This window comes from Streptomyces kebangsaanensis (genome assembly GCF_001906585.1).
In the GTDB taxonomy this organism is placed as follows: Bacteria; Actinomycetota; Actinomycetes; order Streptomycetales; family Streptomycetaceae; genus Streptomyces; species Streptomyces kebangsaanensis.
This window is the reverse complement of record NZ_JUJA01000145.1, coordinates 36,743-54,417: the sequence shown is the minus strand read 5'-3', so window position 1 is coordinate 54,417 and position 17,675 is coordinate 36,743. Positions and strand designations below refer to the sequence as shown.

The 17,675-nt window shown below is 71.3% G+C and carries 20 protein-coding genes; 10 read left to right on the top strand and 10 right to left on the bottom strand.

What is annotated here, in order from left to right; translation table 11 throughout:
* Positions 1-74: 74 nt before the first annotated feature.
* Genes sdhC through RH94_RS22170 form a run of 4 tightly spaced genes read left to right on the top strand, consistent with a single transcriptional unit; the run spans position 75 to position 3,483 of the window.
* The gene (gene sdhC / locus RH94_RS22185) at positions 75-455 is read left to right on the top strand and encodes a succinate dehydrogenase, cytochrome b556 subunit (RefSeq protein WP_073949250.1); all 381 of its coding nucleotides are present in this window, start codon (positions 75-77) and stop codon (positions 453-455) included.
* Positions 456-460: 5 nt separating this feature from the next.
* Entirely contained in the window at positions 461-943 is a 483-nt protein-coding gene (locus tag RH94_RS22180) for a succinate dehydrogenase hydrophobic membrane anchor subunit (protein ID WP_073949249.1), read from the top strand.
* Positions 944-967: 24 nt separating this feature from the next.
* Positions 968-2,722 (top strand): succinate dehydrogenase flavoprotein subunit, encoded by a 1,755-nt coding sequence (gene sdhA / locus RH94_RS22175; protein WP_073949248.1) that lies wholly within the window; start codon positions 968-970, stop codon positions 2,720-2,722.
* Positions 2,722-3,483 carry a succinate dehydrogenase iron-sulfur subunit gene (locus RH94_RS22170; RefSeq protein WP_073949247.1) on the top strand — a complete coding sequence of 254 codons (762 nt, stop codon included), beginning with the start codon at positions 2,722-2,724 and terminating at the stop codon, positions 3,481-3,483. The genes sdhA and RH94_RS22170 overlap by 1 nt, the downstream gene beginning before the upstream one ends.
* A gap of 97 nt (positions 3,484-3,580) precedes the next feature.
* Here the strand turns inward: RH94_RS22170 and RH94_RS22165 are convergent, their stop codons facing one another.
* The 3 genes from RH94_RS22165 to RH94_RS22155 all read right to left on the bottom strand — a co-directional run bounded on the left by RH94_RS22165 (position 3,581) and on the right by RH94_RS22155 (position 4,971).
* Positions 3,581-3,844: a TM2 domain-containing protein gene (locus tag RH94_RS22165; protein ID WP_073949291.1), complete on the bottom strand. Its 264-nt coding sequence runs from the start codon at positions 3,842-3,844 to the stop codon at positions 3,581-3,583.
* Between the two features lie 289 nt (positions 3,845-4,133).
* Positions 4,134-4,562: a DUF2752 domain-containing protein gene (locus tag RH94_RS22160; RefSeq protein WP_234425951.1), complete on the bottom strand. Its 429-nt coding sequence runs from the start codon at positions 4,560-4,562 to the stop codon at positions 4,134-4,136.
* Complete coding sequence (locus tag RH94_RS22155) at positions 4,555-4,971, bottom strand: TM2 domain-containing protein (protein ID WP_073949246.1); 417 nt, start codon at positions 4,969-4,971, stop codon at positions 4,555-4,557. The genes RH94_RS22160 and RH94_RS22155 overlap by 8 nt, the downstream gene beginning before the upstream one ends.
* Positions 4,972-5,124: 153 nt before the next feature.
* Between RH94_RS22155 and RH94_RS22150 the strand changes: the two genes are divergently transcribed.
* Both RH94_RS22150 and RH94_RS22145 read left to right on the top strand, forming a co-directional pair.
* Positions 5,125-5,535: a VOC family protein gene (locus RH94_RS22150; RefSeq protein ID WP_073949245.1), complete on the top strand. Its 411-nt coding sequence runs from the start codon at positions 5,125-5,127 to the stop codon at positions 5,533-5,535.
* 138 nt (positions 5,536-5,673) lie between these two features.
* Positions 5,674-6,291, top strand: coding sequence for a Uma2 family endonuclease (locus tag RH94_RS22145; protein WP_073949244.1), 618 nt, complete (start codon positions 5,674-5,676; stop codon positions 6,289-6,291).
* A 25-nt stretch (positions 6,292-6,316) separates the two neighbouring features.
* Here RH94_RS22145 and RH94_RS22140 read toward each other — a convergent pair whose 3' ends face one another.
* From RH94_RS22140 to RH94_RS22130, 3 genes are all read right to left on the bottom strand, one after another.
* Complete coding sequence (locus tag RH94_RS22140; protein ID WP_073949243.1) at positions 6,317-7,873, bottom strand: ABC transporter substrate-binding protein; 1,557 nt, start codon at positions 7,871-7,873, stop codon at positions 6,317-6,319.
* Positions 7,874-8,041: 168 nt separating this feature from the next.
* On the bottom strand, positions 8,042-9,421 hold the full coding sequence (locus RH94_RS22135) for a metallophosphoesterase (protein WP_073949242.1): 1,380 nt from the start codon (positions 9,419-9,421) through the stop codon (positions 8,042-8,044).
* A gap of 35 nt (positions 9,422-9,456) precedes the next feature.
* On the bottom strand, positions 9,457-9,696 hold the full coding sequence (locus tag RH94_RS22130; RefSeq protein WP_073949241.1) for an SCO4848 family membrane protein: 240 nt from the start codon (positions 9,694-9,696) through the stop codon (positions 9,457-9,459).
* 91 nt (positions 9,697-9,787) lie between these two features.
* On the opposite strand from RH94_RS22130, the gene RH94_RS22125 reads away from it, so the two are divergent.
* Positions 9,788-11,065: a D-alanyl-D-alanine carboxypeptidase family protein gene (locus RH94_RS22125; RefSeq protein WP_073949240.1), complete on the top strand. Its 1,278-nt coding sequence runs from the start codon at positions 9,788-9,790 to the stop codon at positions 11,063-11,065.
* On the opposite strand, the gene RH94_RS22120 is transcribed toward RH94_RS22125, so the two are convergent.
* Complete coding sequence (locus tag RH94_RS22120) at positions 11,013-11,921, bottom strand: YihY/virulence factor BrkB family protein (RefSeq protein ID WP_073949239.1); 909 nt, start codon at positions 11,919-11,921, stop codon at positions 11,013-11,015. The genes RH94_RS22125 and RH94_RS22120 overlap by 53 nt on opposite strands.
* 86 nt (positions 11,922-12,007) lie before the next feature.
* On the opposite strand from RH94_RS22120, the gene RH94_RS22115 reads away from it, so the two are divergent.
* On the top strand, positions 12,008-12,772 hold the full coding sequence (locus tag RH94_RS22115; protein ID WP_073949238.1) for a decaprenylphospho-beta-D-erythro-pentofuranosid-2-ulose 2-reductase: 765 nt from the start codon (positions 12,008-12,010) through the stop codon (positions 12,770-12,772).
* A 13-nt stretch (positions 12,773-12,785) separates the two neighbouring features.
* Here the strand turns inward: RH94_RS22115 and RH94_RS22110 are convergent, their stop codons facing one another.
* Together RH94_RS22110 and trpS are read right to left on the bottom strand one after the other, a co-directional pair.
* On the bottom strand, positions 12,786-13,367 hold the full coding sequence (locus RH94_RS22110; protein WP_073949237.1) for a 2'-5' RNA ligase family protein: 582 nt from the start codon (positions 13,365-13,367) through the stop codon (positions 12,786-12,788).
* A gap of 172 nt (positions 13,368-13,539) precedes the next feature.
* Positions 13,540-14,553, bottom strand: coding sequence for a tryptophan--tRNA ligase (trpS, locus tag RH94_RS22105; RefSeq protein WP_073949287.1), 1,014 nt, complete (start codon positions 14,551-14,553; stop codon positions 13,540-13,542).
* Positions 14,554-14,699: 146 nt separating this feature from the next.
* On the opposite strand from trpS, the gene RH94_RS22100 reads away from it, so the two are divergent.
* On the top strand, positions 14,700-15,353 hold the full coding sequence (locus tag RH94_RS22100; protein WP_073949236.1) for a hypothetical protein: 654 nt from the start codon (positions 14,700-14,702) through the stop codon (positions 15,351-15,353).
* A 13-nt stretch (positions 15,354-15,366) separates the two neighbouring features.
* Here RH94_RS22100 and RH94_RS22095 read toward each other — a convergent pair whose 3' ends face one another.
* A complete protein-coding gene (locus RH94_RS22095) occupies positions 15,367-16,821 on the bottom strand; it encodes a glycine hydroxymethyltransferase (protein WP_073949235.1) in 1,455 nt (484 codons plus the stop codon).
* Between the two features lie 277 nt (positions 16,822-17,098).
* On the opposite strand from RH94_RS22095, the gene RH94_RS44205 reads away from it, so the two are divergent.
* The coding region (locus RH94_RS44205; RefSeq protein ID WP_234425950.1) for an aminotransferase class III-fold pyridoxal phosphate-dependent enzyme at positions 17,099-17,675 on the top strand (577 nt) is incomplete at its 3' end.

The following is a 17,675-nucleotide window of genomic DNA, read 5'->3' as shown; positions in this document are numbered from 1 at the left end:
GGACCGTACCCGGCCGGGCCCGACCGACAGAGAAGCCGGCGCGGCCCTAGTCCCCGCTCCCGGAGGGTTCTTCCGTGCCGGCTGGAACGCTGTACCGCGGCCGGGAAGGAATGTGGTCCTGGGTGGCTCACCGAGTCACCGGCGTCCTCATCTTCTTCTTCCTGTTCGTTCACGTGCTGGACACCGCGCTCGTCCGCGTGTCTCCCGAGGCCTACGACACGGTCGTGGCCACCTACAAGACGCCGATCGTCGCCGTACTCGAGTACGGCCTGGTCGCCGCCATCCTCTTCCACGCGCTCAACGGCCTGCGTGTCATCGCCGTCGACTTCTGGGCCAAGGGCGCCCGCTACCAGAAGCAGATGCTGTGGACCGTGGTCGGCATCTGGGTCGTGCTGATGATCGGGGCGATCTACCCCGTCCTCGGCCACGCCGCACGAGCAGTGTTCGGGAGCTGACGCGCATGTCCACCACTGAAACCAACGCTTCGGGCATCGGCCCCGTCGAGGCCGGCTCCGGCTACAGCGTCGACAACCCCGCCCCCGTCATCGAGGCCCCGCGCCAGCGCACCAAGAAGACCCCCAAGTCGACCCGGGGCAACTTCGAGATGTACGGCTGGCTGTTCATGCGGCTGTCCGGCATCGTCCTGGTCGTCCTCGTCATCGGCCACCTGCTGATCCAGCTCGTCCTGGACGGCGGCGTCTCCAAGATCGGCTTCGCCTTCGTGGCGGGCCGCTGGGCCTCGCCCTGGTGGCAGGTCTGGGACCTGCTCATGCTGTGGCTGGCGATGCTGCACGGCTGCAACGGCCTGCGCACGGTCATCAACGACTACGCGGAGCGCGCGAACACGCGACTGTGGCTGAAGGGCCTGCTCTACACCGCCACGGTGTGGACCATCCTGCTGGGCACGCTGGTGATCTTCACCTTCGACCCGAACATCCGCTAGGCCCCGGGACCGAGGTATTTCCTGATGAAGATCCACAAGTACGACACCGTCATCGTCGGCGCGGGTGGCGCCGGTATGCGTGCCGCCATCGAGGCGACCAAGCGCAGCCGCACCGCGGTCCTGACGAAGCTCTACCCCACGCGCTCCCACACGGGCGCCGCGCAGGGCGGCATGGCCGCCGCGCTGGCCAACGTGGAGGAGGACAACTGGGAGTGGCACACCTTCGACACGGTCAAGGGCGGTGACTACCTGGTCGACCAGGACGCCGCCGAGATCCTGGCGAAGGAGGCCATCGACTCCGTCCTCGACCTGGAGAAGATGGGCCTGCCGTTCAACCGGACGCCCGACGGGACGATCGACCAGCGCCGCTTCGGCGGACACTCCCGCAACCACGGCGAGGCCCCGGTCCGCCGCTCCTGCTACGCGGCCGACCGCACCGGTCACATGATCCTCCAGACGCTGTACCAGAACTGCGTCAAGGAGGGCGTGGAGTTCTTCAACGAGTTCTACGTCCTGGACCAGCTGATCACCGAGGTCGACGGCGTCAAGAAGTCGGCCGGTGTCGTGGCGTACGAGCTGGCGACCGGCGAGATCCACGTCTTCCAGGCGAAGTCCGTGATCTACGCCTCCGGCGGCTGCGGCAAGTTCTTCCGCGTGACGTCCAACGCGCACACGCTGACCGGTGACGGCCAGGCGGCCGTGTACCGGCGCGGGCTGCCGCTGGAGGACATGGAGTTCTTCCAGTTCCACCCGACCGGCATCTGGCGCATGGGCATCCTGCTCACCGAGGGCGCCCGCGGCGAGGGCGGCATCCTGCGCAACAAGGACGGCGAGCGCTTCATGGAGAAGTACGCCCCCGTCATGAAGGACCTGGCCTCCCGCGACGTCGTCTCCCGCTCGATCTACACGGAGATCCGGGAGGGCCGCGGCTGCGGTCCCGAGGGCGACCACGTCTACCTGGACCTGACCCACCTGCCGCCGGAGCAGCTGGACGCCAAGCTGCCGGACATCACCGAGTTCGCGCGGACCTACCTCGGCATCGAGCCCTACACGGACCCGATCCCGATCCAGCCGACCGCGCACTACGCGATGGGCGGCATCCCGACCAACGTCCAGGGCGAGGTGCTCTCGGACAACACCACGGTCGTGCCGGGCCTGTACGCGGCCGGCGAGGTCGCCTGCGTGTCCGTGCACGGCGCCAACCGCCTGGGCACCAACTCGCTGCTGGACATCAACGTGTTCGGCAAGCGGGCGGGCATCGCGGCGGCGGAGTACGCGCACAAGGCGGACTTCGTCGAGCTGCCGGAGGACCCGGAGTCCTTCGTCGTCGAGCAGATCGAGCGGCTGCGGACCTCCACCGGCAACGAGCGGGTGGCCGAGCTCCGCCGCGAGCTGCAGGAGACCATGGACGCCAACGTCATGGTCTTCCGCACCGAGCAGACGATCAAGACGGCCGTCGAGAAGATCGCCGAACTCCGGGAGCGCTACAAGAACGTGGCGATCCAGGACAAGGGCAAGCGGTTCAACACGGACCTCCTGGAGGCCATCGAGCTGGGCAACCTGCTGGAGCTGGCCGAGGTCATGGCGGTGTCCGCCCTGGCCCGCAAGGAGTCCCGCGGCGGTCACTACCGCGAGGACTACCCCAACCGCGACGACGTCAACTTCATGCGGCACACCATGGCGTACCGCGAGGTCGGCGCCGACGGGTCCGAAACCGTCCGTCTCGACTACAAGCCGGTCGTCCAGACCCGCTACCAGCCGATGGAGCGTAAGTACTGATGGCAACCCCCGTTCTGGACAAGGTGGAGGCGCAGTCCGCCGCCTCCCCCTACATCACCGTCACCTTCCGCGTCCGCCGGTTCAACCCGGAGGTCTCGGCCGAGGCGTCCTGGGAAGACTTCCAGCTGGAGATCGACCCCAAGGAGCGCGTCCTCGACGGTCTGCACAAGATCAAGTGGGACCTCGACGGCACCCTGACCTTCCGCCGCTCCTGCGCGCACGGCATCTGCGGCTCGGACGCCATGCGGATCAACGGCAAGAACCGTCTGGCCTGCAAGACGCTGATCAAGGACATCAACCCCGAGAAGCCGATCACGGTCGAGCCCATCAAGGGCCTCACGGTCCTGAAGGACCTGGTCGTGGACATGGAGCCGTTCTTCCAGGCCTACCGGGACGTCATGCCCTTCCTCATCACGAAGGAGACGAACGAGCCCACCCGGGAGCGCCTGCAGTCCGCGGAGGACCGCGCCCGCTTCGACGACACCACGAAGTGCATCCTGTGCGCGGCGTGCACCTCGTCCTGCCCGGTGTTCTGGAACGACGGCCAGTACTTCGGCCCGGCGGCCATCGTCAACGCCCACCGGTTCATCTTCGACAGCCGTGACGAGGCCGGCGAGCAGCGCCTGGAGATCCTCAACGACAAGGACGGCGTCTGGCGCTGCCGCACCACCTTCAACTGCACCGACGCCTGCCCCCGTGGCATCGAGGTGACGAAGGCGATCGCGGAGGTGAAGCGGGCGCTGATCACGCGCCGCTTCTGACACCGCGCCGTACAACACGCCGAGGGCCCCGTTCCGTCCGGAACGGGGCCCTCGGCGTGTTGTCGCCGGCCGGCCGTGCGCCGGCCGCGTGGACGCGTCAGCCGCGCAGGACCCGGCCCTGCGCGTCGGTGCGGTCGTTGCTGGTGAGGAAGATGATGCCGTCGATCAGGGACCAGATGCCGAGACCGCCGCAGGTGAGGAGCTGGGCGATGCCCACGCCCACGGAGCCGACGTAGAAGCGGCCGATGCCGAGACCTCCCAGGAAGAGCTGGAGGACGCCCGCGACGATCTTCGACTTGTCGGAGTACGGGCGGCCCTGCGGGTCGTAGCCGTAGGGCGCGTCAGGGGTGGGGACGGTCATGAAGGTGCTCCTGGCGGTGATCGGCGGGACCGGAGTGGGAACCTCCGGGGGGCCCAGGGGGCCCGACTGCCCGATCACGCGACGTCCGTGCGCGATCCATCGCGCGATGACCGGATACGGCCGTCCCCCCTGCGTATGGGAAGCATAAAGATCCGGAGCGGCGGTGCGGGAGGGGCGCTGAACGAACGTTCCCATTCCGTGATGAATTCCGGCCACACCAACGGCTTTTGGTCGCTGTTGTCCGTATGCCCGCCTCGCGGGCTTCTTCCGGGGGCGGCTCCGGACGGCGTCACTGGACGACGTTGCGGACGACCGTCCACGCCACGGCCACCAGGAGCACCAGCGCCTGCGCCCGGGTGCTGAGCCGGGGGTGCCAGCGGCGTCCGCGCAGGCCCTCCACCGCCCACCTGCCGAGCAGCGCCAGCGCGAACGGCGAGGCGAGCAGGAGCATCCGGTTGTCCAGCCAGGCCTGGGCGAAGTGGCCGTGCATCAGGTCGTACACCATGCGCGTGCCGCCGCAGGCCGGGCAGAGCAGGCCCGTGACGTACCGGAAGGGGCACTGGGGCAGGAGGTGGCCGGGCTCGTGCGGGTCGGTGACGTAGAGGTAGCCGGCGCCCGCGGCGCCCGCGCAGAGCACCGCGAGCGGGGCCGCCGCCGGATGCCGCGGCACCTGCCGCAGCCGTCGGCGGCGGACCGTGCCGGCCGTCGCGTCAGCCACGCAGGATCCGGCCCTGGGAGTCGGTGGTGTCGTTGCCCGTCAGCAGCAGGATGCCGTCGACCAGGGACCAGATGCCCAAGCCGCCGCAGGTGAAGAGCTGGGCGAGGCCGATCCCGACGTGGCCGATGTAGAAGCGGCCGATGCCGAGGGTGCCCAGGGTGAGCTGCAGGACACCGGCGACGATCTTCGACTTGTCGGAGTACGGGCGGCCGTAGGGGTCGTAGCCGTACGGGGCGTTGGGGTCCGCCATCATCCCGGGGGGCGGAGGGTAGGCACCGCCCGGAGGCGGCGGGTAGGCGCCGGGCGGCGGAGGGTAGGCACCGCCCGGAGGCGGCGGGTACGCGCCGGGCGGCTGGTTGGGATAGCCGTATCCCGGGGCCTGGTGAGGCTGTTGCGGCTGTTCGGACACGGTTGCTCCACTCTTCGACATGGACGAACTGACGGTCATATTGCAGGAAGTACGGCCGGAGGGAAACCTCGGGGTCCGCCCCAACGAGTGACCGGGCGGCCCGGCCGCGCCCGGCCTCCCCCACCGCACGCCCGGGGTACCTAATCTGATGGCATGTCAGATGACGAGTCGTACGAGCTGCTCGGGTTCGACAACGTGCTGCTGCCCGTGGGGGATCTCGGCGAGGCCGTCGGTTTCTACGGGCGGGCCGGGTTCACGGTGGCGTTCCGGCTGGACGAGGCGGGGATCGCGGGGCTGAAGGTGGGGGGCGAGGCGCCGGGGATCCTGCTGCGCGTGGAGGAGACGTTCGGGCACCGGACGCCGCCGTGGCCCTCGCCCCGGGTGTGGCTGGAGGTGCCGGACGCGCGGGTGGCGGCGCGGGAGCTGACGGCGGCCGGGATCGCGCTGCTCGACGAGCCGTCCCCGGGGGCGACCGGCTGGACCGTCGAGTTCGCCGACCCGTGGGGCAACGTCCTGGGGTTCACCGACTACGGCAAGCGGCCGCAGCTCGGCCGCAGACCCTGACGGAGCCCGTCCGGGCCACGCCCGCCTCCGGGCGCCGCGGCCGATTGATCGCTTTCGGGTGAACCGGCCGGAACAGGACGCCCGGGGTCCCGCCTGCCTACGATGATGCTCTCGACACCAGCCCCTAGGAGGCACGCGATGTCCGCCGCATCCGTCGAGCAGCCCTTCGACGACGACCGGCCGTTCTCGCTCACGGCCATCGCCGACGAGATCATGGAGCGCCATCCGGGCTACCGCGTCGAGATCATCGGAGGCCACCTCCTCGTGACCCCATCACCGGATGCTCCCCACGCCCGCGTCCTGACCGACCTCATGCTCCCCTTCATCGCCGCCGGACTGCACGGCGCAGAAACCGGAGTCCTCCAGAACGTCGGGATCTGGCTGCCCGCCGGCGCCGAGGACTACGCCATCCCCGACCTCGTCGTGGTGGACGCCGACATCGACGAGCACTTCGTCGAGAACAACGCGTACGACCCGGTCTGCTTCCGTCTCGTCCTGGAGGTCACCTCCAGCAACTGGAAGGACGACCTGAAGACCAAGGTCGCCGCCTACGCCGAGGCGAAAGTCCCCGTCTACGTCGTCGTCGACCGCAAACATCAGCGTCTTCACGTCCTGGCGGATCCGGTCGAGGGCAAGTACGAGTACCACCGCCCCCACGCCCCCGGCGAGCTCGTCACCCTCCCCGACTCCATCGGCGCCAAGGTCACCCTCGATGTGACCGAGATCCTCAGGGCCGGGCAGAAGAAGGCTCCCTGACCACGTCGGCCCCGGCGGTCACCGGTCAGATCCAGTCGAGCTTCCACAGCCGGAAAGCGCCGGTGCCGTCCGTCAGGTACTGGCTGCCGCCGACGTCCTCGTTGCTGACGACGTACTCCTTGCGCTGCCACAGCGGGATGAGCGGCACGTCGGTGGCGATCCGCGCCTGGAGGTCGCGGAAGTCCGTGACGACCCGGCCGCGGTCGGCGTGCTGCTGGCTGGCCCGGACGAGCCTGTCGACGGTCTTGCTGCTGTAACCGGTGCTCATGGTGGAGCCGGTGCCGACGAGCGGGGAGCCGAAGGTGTCCGGGTCCGGATAGTCGGCGACCCAGCCGACCGCGTAGGCGTCGAGCTTGCCGTCCGCCCAGCGCTTCTGGAAGTCGGTCCACTCGTAGCCCTTGAGGTCGACCTCGAACAGACCGCTCTCCTCCAGCTGCCGCTTGAGCTCGGCGGCCTCCTCGGCGGCGGCGCCGCGCCCCTCGCCGTAGCCGTAGGTGAAGCGCACCGGGACCGACACGCCGGCCTCGGTGAGCAGCGCGCGCGCCCGCTTGGCGTCCTGCTCCGGGTAGGCGTCGAAGAACGCCGTGGTGTGGCCCGTGATGCCGGTCGGGATCAGCGAGTACAGCGCGTCGACGGTGCCGTCGTACACGGCGCCGGCCAGGTGCTCGCGGTTGATCAGCCAGGCCATGGCCTGCCGGACGCGGACGTCGTGCAGCGGGGAGGAGGCACGGGTGTTGAGGTAGAGGTTGCGGACCTCGGAGCTGTCGGACACCGAGACGCGGTTCCCGGGGTCGCTCGGGTTGAGTCCGGCGAGGAACTTCGGGGACAGGGTGCGGCCGGCGACGTCGATCCGCCTGTCCTGCCAGGCCTTGTCGAGCTCGGCCGCGGTGTCGAAGTAGCGCAGCTCGACCGGTTGCCGGGTGCCGCTGACGGCGCCCTCGTAGGAGCCGTTCGGCTCCAGCACCGCGCTCTTGTCCTTGGCGTACCCCTTCAGCCGGTACGGTCCGGAGCCGTCGACCTGGGTGCCGGTGCGCAGGGCGTTCTTGGAGTAGCGGGTGCGGTCGACGATGGAGCCGGCTCCCGTGGCCACCTTCAGGGGGAACGTGGCGTCCGGTGACGACAGGTGGAAAGTGACCGTCGAACCGACGGCCTCGACCGAGCGGAGGGTGGAGAACAGGGAGGCGGGACCGACGTCGAGGTCGATCTTCTTGACGCGGTCGAAGGAGAACTTCACGTCCTCGGCGGTCATCGTGCGTCCGCTCGGGAACGTGATGCCCTCGCGCACCTCGCAGCGGTAGGTGCGCAGTCCGGTGTCGGCGAAGTCGCAGCTGCTGGCCGCGTCCGGAACCGGGGAGGTGCCGCCCGGCTGGAAGGTCAGCAGGGTCTGGAACACGTTGCTGAACAGCGCCCAGGAACCGGCGTCGTAGGCGCCGGCCGGGTCGAGCGAGGTGACGGCGTCCGTCGTGCCGACGACGATCGCCTTGTTCTTGTTCTGCTGCGACGGCAGCAACTGCCAGCCGCCGACGCCCACGACCGCCAGTACGAGCAGCGCCGTGAGTGTGCGCGTGCGAACCGATCGCATCGGTAGCCTCCCCAGCCCCTTCGCGGGCCCTTCACACTTGCCACGTCCTCGTGGCGCCGACACCTAATCACACGCCTCTCACCTGGGAGGAGCCGGGTGTGGAGGCGAGGAGAAGAAGTTACGAAGACGTGCTTCGCATGTGCTTCACAAGGTGTTCCCGGCCGGTTCTCAGGCCTGCCGGGAGGCGAGTTCGACGACGGTGATGTCGGAGGGGGCGCCCACACGCGTGGGCGGGCCCCAGGCGCCGGCGCCGCGGGAGACGTACAACTGGGTGTCCCCGTAGCGCTCCAGGCCCTCGACGGTCGGATTGGCGGCGGCCGCGAGGAGGTTGCCGGGCCAGAGCTGGCCGCCGTGGGTGTGGCCGGACAGCTGGAGGTCCACACCGTGCCGGACGGCCTCGTGGATCTGCACGGGCTGGTGGGCGAGCAGCACGCACGCGCGTGCGGGATCCCGGTCGCCGAGCGCCCGCTCGAAGTCGGGGCCCTGTCCCTCCCGTTCGCCCATCAGGTCGTTGACGCCGGCCAGGTCGAAGCCGGGCAGCTCGGTGCGCGCGTTCTCCAGGGGGAGCAGGCCGAGGCGCCGTACCTCCTCGACCCACTGCTCGGCGCCGGAGAAGTACTCGTGGTTGCCCGTGACGTAGTACGCCCCGTGCCGCGCCCGGAGTCCCGCCAGCGGCGCCGCCGCCGGCCCGAGGTCCTTGACGTCGCCGTCCACCAGGTCCCCGACGACCGCGATGAGGTCCGGCTGGGTCGCGTTGATCGTGTCGACGACCTTCTGCGCGAAGCCGCGCCCCAGGACGGGCCCCAGGTGGATGTCGCTGACCACGGCGATCCGGAAGCCGTGCGCGGCCCGCGGCAGCTTCGCCAGCGGCACGGTGACCCTCTTCACCCGCGGCCCCCGCAGCACGCCGTACGTCCCGTACCCGACGGTCCCCACCGCGGCCGTCGCCGCGGCCCCGGCCATCACCCGGGACACGAACAGCCGCCGGGTGGGCGCCTGGACCGCCGTCTCCTCCCCGGCCGGGGACACCGGCCCCGAAACGGGGTGCGCCTCGGCGACGGAACAGCCCCCGGCCCCTGCCCCGGCCCCGGAAACGGACACCGGGCCGCCGGGCGCCGTCTCACCGGCGGACGCCGGTCCGTGGGCGGGCACCGTCTCGCGGGCGGGCGACGGCTCGTGGGACGGGTCCGTCCGCCCGTCGCGCTCCGGCCCGGAGTCCCGTGCCGCCGGGCGGGCGAGGAGGCGGTGGAGGACCGGCCGCAGGAGTTCGGTGGCCAGGGTGGCCAGGAGGAGGTAGAGCGTCAGGGCCAGCCAGAGGAAGCCGGGCCAGGACAGCGTGCGCTGGAGCCAGAAGGGAGCGCCGGCGCGTGCGCCGACGAAGGCCCCGACGGCCAGCAGCCAGCCGCCGGCGATCAGGGCCGCCCCGGCCCGCCGCACCGGGCCGGGACCCCGGGTCGTGTCGCGGAACAGGCGCCGCCACAGGTACCGGTTGGCCGCCACCACGCCGGTCAGGACGAGCAGCGCCACGAGCACGAAGACGACCACCATGCCGTACGTACCTTCCGGTCGGAGTGTCGAGAACGCTATGACGTCCGGCGCAGTGCGCGCACTCCGCGCAACCCGATGGCCCCGATGACCGTCCCCAATACGAAGGAGACGACGGCGAGCGTCAGATGCACCCAGAAGTACGCCGTCGGATGCCCTTCGTCGAACGCGAGCCCGCTGCCGTCCTTGACGAGATTCTTGACGAAAGTGACCCAGATGACCCAGCTCCACACCCCGAAGGCGAGCAGGAACCAGGAGACGGGGCGGCTGAGCTTCATACCTCCAGTATCGCCGCCGGACGCCGGGCTCCGCGCCCGGGGTGGGAGGCCGGGCGGAACGTCACTGCCGGTGCCAGGTACGTTTCCGACCGTGCCCGCACCCCAGAAGACCGCCAGGCGCTGCCTGCTGGTCGCTTCCGCCGCCCTGTTGTCCGTTTCCCTGACCGCGCCCGCCGCCCTCGCCGCGCCGGCCGCCCCGGGAACGAGCCCGTCGGCCACTCCCCCGGCGCAGATGTCCACCGTGGGCGGCGCCCGCCTGGGCCGGGCGGGCACGCAGGTCGACCTGGCGAACGGCGCTCCGGTCCTGCCGAAGGACATCACCGCCCGCTCCTGGATCGTGGCCGACGCCGAGTCCGGCGAGGTCCTCGCCGCGCACAACGCGCACTGGCGGCTGCCCCCGGCCAGCACGCTGAAGATGCTGTTCGCCGACACCGTCCTGCCGAAGTTCCCCAAGACGCAGACGCACAGGGTCGACCCGGCCGACCTGGCCGGCGTGGGCCCCGGCTCCAGCCTGGTCGGCATCAAGGAGAACGAGACGTACACGGTCCACGACCTGTGGCTGGGCGTCTTCCTGCGCTCCGGCAACGACGCCGTGCACGTCCTGGCCGCGATGAACGACGGCGTCGAGGAGACCGTCGAGGACATGAACGCGCACGCGCAGGAGCTGCAGGCCCTCGACACGAACGTGGTGAGCCCGGACGGCTACGACGCCAAGGGCCAGGTCTCCTCGGCGTACGACCTGACGCTGATCGCCCGCTCCGGGCTGCAGAAGAAGGACTTCCGCGAGTACTGCTCGACCGTGCGGGCCGCGTTCCCCGGCGAGACGAAGAAGAACAAGAAGGGCAGGACCACCCGCGGTTCCTTCGAGATCCAGAACACCAACCGGCTGCTGAGCGGCGACTACGACGTCTCCGTCTACCAGGGCATCGCGGGCGTGAAGAACGGCTACACCACCAACGCGGGCAACACCTTCACCGGCGTCGCCGAACGCGACGGCCGGGTGCTGCTCGTGACGGTGATGAACCCGGAGAAGAAGGAGCACAACGAGGCCTACAAGGAGACCGCCAAGCTGTTCGACTGGGGCTTCGCCGCCGCGGGCAAGGTACGGCCGGTGGGCGAGCTGGTGCCGCCGAAGAGCGCGGTCGGCGCGAAGGGGCAGCCGGGCGCCACGCCCTCGGCCGGCCAGGCGGGCGGCGGCGGATCGCCGTCCGAGCCCGTGGCCGGCGCCTCCGTCAGGAGCGGCTCCGGCGGCGCCGGTACCGCCCTCGGTGTCGCGGGCGGCGCCCTGGTGCTGCTCGCCGCCGGGGCGTTCCTGGTCAACCGCCGCTGGCCGCTGCCGGACCTGGTGCGCCGCCGGAACCGCCCCTGAGCCGGGTGCCCCTGCCGTCCGTCGCCGTCCAGGCGGCGCAGTACAGGACCAGCTTGGAGGTGAAGTTGATCCACAGCAGCAGGGCGACGGGGACCCCGAAGGCGCCGTACATGCTCTTCGCCGCCACTCCCTGGATGTAGCCGCTCAGCAGCAGCTTCAGCAGTTCGAAGCCGACCGCGCCGATCAGTGCGGCGACGAGCAGCCGGCGGCGCGGCGGTTCGACGCCGGGCAGCAGGGTGAGGACGTACAGCAGCACCAGGAAGTCGGCCAGTACGGCGACCACGAACGCGACGACCCGCAACACCACGCTGCCCCAGCCGTGTTCGTCCAGCCCGATCTGCCGGGCGGTCCAGCCGACGGCGGCCGAGGCGACGGTGGACACGGCGAGCGTGACGAGCAGCGCGCCGCCGAGGCCCACCAGGATGCCCGCGTCCCGCACCTTGCTCAGCAGCGGGTTCTCCTCCGGGTCGGCCAGCTCCCACACCGCGCGCAGGCAGTCCCGCGTCTGGGCGACCCAGTTGACGCCGGTCAGCAGCAGGGCGGCGCCGGCGATGATCCCGACGGTGCCCGCGTTCTGCACCAGGGCGCCGATGTCCAGCTGACCGCCCAGGCCCGGGAACTGCTGGGCGATCTTGTTCTGGAGCGTGCGCTGCCGCTCTTCGCCGAGCGTGGCCGCGCCGATCGCGGCGGCCACCGTCAGCAGCGGGAACAGGGCGACGAAGCTGATGAACGTCATGGCGGCGGCCAGCCGTGTCCACTTCACCCGGTCCAGACGCTCGTACGACCGCCACGCGTGCGTGGCCATCAGGCGTGCCGCCCACGGCCCGACGACGGGGAGCCTCTTCAGCCAGTCCATGATGCGGACTGTGCCCGCTCGACGAGCGCGTCAACACCGCGTTTCTGCGACAAACAGCGCACAACCGGACGATACAGTCCTCTGCCGTGAGAGCTGCCCCCGGTCCGACCCGTCTCCCCCGGTCCCTGCTCGTCCTCGGCGGCACGTCCGGGATCGCCCTGGCCGTCGCGCGCCGCCTGATCGCCCGCCGCACCCGCACGGTGTGGCTGGCGGGCCGCCCGTCACCGGCCCTGGAGGAGGCCGCCGCACACCTGCGCGCCCTGGGCGCCGACGTGCGCACCGTCCCCTTCGACGCGCTCGACCCCGAGTCCCACGAGACCGCTCTCGGCAAGGTCTTCGCCGAGGGCCCCGTCGACATGGCGCTGCTGGCCTTCGGCGTCCTCGGCGACCAGGCGTACGACGAACGCGAGCCGCTGAACGCGGTCCGGGTCGCCCAGACCAACTACACCGGAGCGGTGTCCGCGGGGCTCGTCACCGCCCGGTCGCTGCAGAACCAGGGACACGGCTCGCTGGTGGTGCTCTCGGCGGCGGCCGGCGAACGCGCCCGCCGCGCGGACTTCATCTACGGCTCCAGCAAGGCCGGTCTGGACACCTTCGCCCAGGGCCTGGGCGACGCGCTGTACGGCACGGGCGTGCACGTGATGGTCGTACGCCCCGGGTTCGTACGGTCCGGGGCGACCGCCGGACGGGAGGCCGAGCCCTTCGCCGTCACCCCCGAGGAGGTGGCCACCGCCGTCGAACTGGGCCTCCGGCGGCGCTCGGAGACGGTGTGGGTGCCCGGTGTGCTCCGGCTGGTGACGTCCGTGCTGCGGCATCTGCCGCGCGCGGTGTTCCGGCGGCTGCCGCTGTAGTCCTCGCGGTCCGTCAGCGGGTGGGCAGGGTGCCGCGGTCCACGGGGCCCGCCTGCGGGGGAACGACCGCGCAGCCGCCGAAGCCGAACTCGCGCAGCTTGCGCCAGACCCCGTCGGGGCCCTGCTCGTGCAGGGCGAACCCGGTGCACGGCCACTCGGCCTCGTACGCGGCGAGTTCCTCGAAGGCGCGGTCCATGGCCGCGTCGTCGATGCCGTGAGCCACCGTCACATGCGGGTGGTAGGGAAACTGGAGTTCGCGCGCCACGGGTCCGGAGGCGTCGCGGACCCGCTTCTGCAGCCATGCGCACGCCTCGGCGCCCTCGACGACCCGTACGTACACCACCGGCGACAGCGGCCGGAAGGTGTCCGTGCCGGACAGCCGCATGGTGAACGGACGGCCGGCCGCGGCCACCTCCGTCAGATGGGCCTCGACGGCCGGCAGTTCGGCGTCGTCGACCTCCGTCGGCGGCAGCAGGGTGACGTGCGTGGGGATCCCGTGAGCCGCGGCGTCGCCGAAGCCCGCGCGCCGCTGCTGGAGCAGGCTGCCGTGAGGCTCCGGGACCGCGATCGACACTCCGATCGTTAGGGTCCCCACGTCGTCTCCTGTCGTCGTGTCGGAAGCGCCGTCTGTTTGGTTCTCGTGGTTCTCGGCCGTTTCGTCACTGCCGTCCGGCTTCGACTGTACGTCCGCGGCCGTGTTGTGGGCAGGCGCAGCCGTAGTGATGTACAGCGCTCTGTCCGGTGCCGCGCGTGTGCGGGGGTGCGCCTCAGCGCTTGGCGGGCAGGAAGCCCACCCTGTCGTACGCCCGGGCGAGGGTCTCCGCGGCGACCGTGCGCGCCTTCTCCGCGCCCTTGGCCAGGATCGAGTCCAGCGTCTCGGGGTCGCCCAGGTACTGCTGGGTCCGCTCCCGGAACGGCGTCACGAACTCGACCATGACCTCGGCGAGGTCCGTCTTGAGCGCGCCGTAGCCCTTGCCCGCGTACTTCTCCTCCAGTTCGGCGATGCCCGCCCCGGTGAGGGTCGAGTAGATCGACAGCAGGTTGCTGACGCCGGGCTTGGTCTCCGGGTCGAAGCGGATGACGGTGTCGGTGTCGGTGACCGCGCTCCTGACCTTCTTCGCGGTGGCCTTGGGCTCGTCCAGCAGGTTGATGAGGCCCTTCGGCGTCGAGGCCGACTTGCTCATCTTGACCGTCGGGTCCTGCAGGTCGTAGATCTTCGCCGTCTCCTTCAGGATGTACGCGCCCGGGACGGTGAAGGTCTCGCCGAAGCGGCCGTTGAAGCGCTCGGCGAGGTCGCGGGTGAGCTCGATGTGCTGGCGCTGGTCCTCGCCGACCGGCACCTCGTTGGCCTGGTACAGCAGGATGTCGGCGACCTGGAGGATCGGGTACGTGAACAGGCCGACCGAGGCGCGGTCGGCACCCTGCCTGGCGGACTTGTCCTTGAACTGGGTCATCCGGGACGCCTCGCCGAAGCCGGTGAGGCAGTTCATCACCCAGGCCAGCTGGGCGTGCTCGGGGACGTGGCTCTGCACGAAGAGGGTGCAGCGCTCCGGGTCGAGCCCGGCGGCCAGCAGCTGGGCGGCGGCGAGCCGGGTGTTGGCGCGCAGCTCGGCCGGGTCCTGCGGGATCGTGATCGCGTGCAGGTCGACGACCATGTAGAACGCGTCGTGGGTCTCCTGCAGGGCCACCCACTGGCGGACGGCGCCGAGGTAGTTGCCGAGGTGGAAGGAGCCTGCGGTGGGCTGGATTCCGGAGAGCACGCGGGGTCGGTCAGTCGCCATGTCCGCCATTCTCTCAGGCCTCGGGGACCGGTCGGGAACTGGTCCGGAACAGGGGGAAGCCGTTCCGCCCGCGGGAAGGTATGACAGGGAGGCAGGACGGGGAGGCGGGAAGGGCCGGACGAGGGGCGCCGACGGAGGGGGACTTCATGCGACGGCCGGGATGCGTGGTGGCGGCGACGGCGGCAGCGGTCCTGGCGGGCCTGCCGGGAACCGCGGCGGCGGACGCCGCGCGGCCCGTCCCGGAGCCCGACGTGGCGGTGGTCGTGTACACCGGCACCGGGCGCACCGCGGCCTGGCACTCCGGGGAGGCCGGGTTCGACCGGCTGCGGAGCGTGCTGGACCCGGCGTACACGGGCACCGAGCGGGTCCCGGAGGCGTGGACGGAGGGCCGCCACCCCCCGGTCCGGATCACCGTGCTGTGGGGGCTGACCGGGGTCGGGGGGTGGCCGCGGACGAACCGGGCACCCGGCGGCGACGTGGCGATGCTGCGCCAGGACCAGTTGCTCGTGGCCGAGGACGGCACACCGTGGGTGCGCACGGACCCGGCGCCGGACCTGCCGGACGACGACATCCGCTGGCACCGGGCGTCGCGGCGGTCCTACGACCGCCTGGACCACGACGGCCTTCTCGGCGAGGAGCCCGCCGCCTCCGGCCGCGGCGGAACGCGGGAGAAGGCGTGGTGGGCGGCCGCGGGGCTCGGGGCGGGGGTCGCCGGAACCCTGCTGGTACGCCGCGCGGCGGCCCGGCACCGGGCCGGACCGCCGCGTCGGGAGACGCGTCAGGAGCTGATCGACCTCTGAGCCTGCCGCGGGGTCAGCCCAGGTCGATCTCCGGGTACAGCGGGAAGCCGGCCACCAGGTCGGTGGCCCGCCCGGAGATCTCGTCGGCGATCTTCGGGTCGAGGACGTGGGCGGCCTTGGACGGGGCGCCCGACTTGGTGGTGCCGGGCTCGGCGGCCGTCAGGACGCGGTCGATGAGGCCGGCGACCTCGTCCATCTCGGCGGTGCCCAGACCGCGGGTGGTCAGCGCGGGGGTGCCGACGCGGATGCCGGAGGTGTACCAGGCGCCGTTGGGGTCGGCCGGGATCGCGTTGCGGTTGGTGACGATGCCGGACTCGAGCAGGGCGGCCTCGGCCTGGCGGCCGGTGAGGCCGTAGGAGGAGGCGACGTCGATCAGGTTGAGGTGGTTGTCGGTGCCGCCGGTCACCAGGGTGGCGCCCCGGCGCGTCAGGCCCTCGGCCAGGGCGCGGGAGTTGTCGACGATCCGCTGGGCGTAGTCCTGGAAGGAGGGCTGCCGGGCCTCGGCCAGGGCGACCGCCTTGGCGGCCATGACGTGCGGGAGGGGGCCGCCGAGGACCATCGGGCAGCCGCGGTCGACCTGGTCCTTGAGGGAGTCGTCGCACAGGACCATGCCGCCGCGCGGTCCGCGCAGCGACTTGTGGGTGGTGGTCGTGACGATCTGGGCGTGCGGGACCGGGTCGAAGTCGCCGGTGAGGACCTTGCCGGCGACCAGGCCCGCGAAGTGGGCCATGTCGACCATGAGCGTGGCGCCGACCTCGTCGGCGATCTCGCGCATGATCCGGAAGTTCACCAGGCGCGGGTAGGCGGAGTAGCCGGCGACGACGATCAGCGGCTTGAACTCGCGGGCGGCGGCGCGCAGGGCCTCGTAGTCCAGCAGGCCGGTGGCCGGGTCGGTGCCGTAGGAGCGCTGGTCGAACATCTTTCCTGAGATGTTCGGGCGGAAGCCGTGGGTGAGGTGGCCGCCGGCGTCCAGGGACATGCCGAGCATGCGCTGGTTGCCGAAGGCCTGGCGCAGTTCGGCCCAGTCGGCCTCGGAGAGGTCGTTGACCTGGCGGACGCCCGCCTTCTCCAGGGCGGGGGCCTCCACGCGCTGGGCGAGGACGGCCCAGAAGGCGACCAGGTTGGCGTCGATGCCGGAGTGCGGCTGGACGTAGGCGTGGCGGGCGCCGAAGAGCTCGCGGGCGTGCTCGGCGGCCAGCGACTCGACGGTGTCGACGTTGCGGCAGCCGGCGTAGAAGCGGCGGCCGACGGTGCCCTCGGCGTACTTGTCGCTCAGCCAGTTGCCCATGGCCAGCAGCGTGGCCGGGGAGGCGTAGTTCTCGGAGGCGATCAGCTTGAGCATCTCGCGCTGGTCGGCGACCTCCTGGCCGATGGCGTCGGCCACGCGCGGCTCGACGGCGCGGATCACGTCGAGGGCGGCGCGGAAGGCGGTGGACTCACGGGACAGGGACGCAGGGTTCTCGGGCATCGGGACCTCCGGCGTGGCGTTCGGCGTTCACGGTACGGCCCAGGCGCACGGCACTCTTTCCCTCTCGGGCCGCTCCCCGATGGTCCGTCCCATCCTTGGGTCCTGGCATCGCTTTCCCGCCAGGACCCGGCGCGCCAGTCACGGCCCGTCGTCAGCCTACCGGGCGCGCCGGACGGCGCATTTCCCGCGTCCACCATGCGGGCGGGGATAGGAAGGGGGACGGCCTCCCTTTCACCGGGGGGCACCCCTCGTCGTCCTCGGGAGTTCGGGAGCCGCCGTGACCGCTACGGAAGACCTCATCGCCGCCGCCGGCGCCCACAGCGCGCACACCTACCGTCCGCTGCCCGTGGTGATCGCCACCGCGGAGGGCGCCTGGATGACGGACGTGGAGGGCCGCCGGTACCTCGATCTGCTGGCCGGTTACTCGGCGCTGAACTTCGGGCACGGCAACCGGCGGCTGCTCGATGCGGCCAGGGCGCAGATGGAGCGGGTGACGCTGACCTCGCGGGCCTTCCACCACGACCGGTTCGGCGCGTTCTGCGAGCAGCTGGCGGCGCTGTGCGGCATGGAGGCGGTGCTGCCGGTGAACACGGGCTCGGAGGCGGTGGAGACGGCCGTGAAGACGGCCCGCAAGTGGGGCTACACGGTCAAGGGCGTGCCCGCGGAGATGGCGAAGATCGTGGTCGCGGGCAACAACTTCCACGGCCGTACGACGACGATCATCAGCTTCTCCACGGACCCGGGGACGAGGGCGGACTTCGGGCCGTACACGCCGGGCTTCCAGATCGTGCCCTACGGGGACCTGACGGCGATGCGGTCGGCGCTGACGGAGAACACGGTCGCCGTGCTGCTCG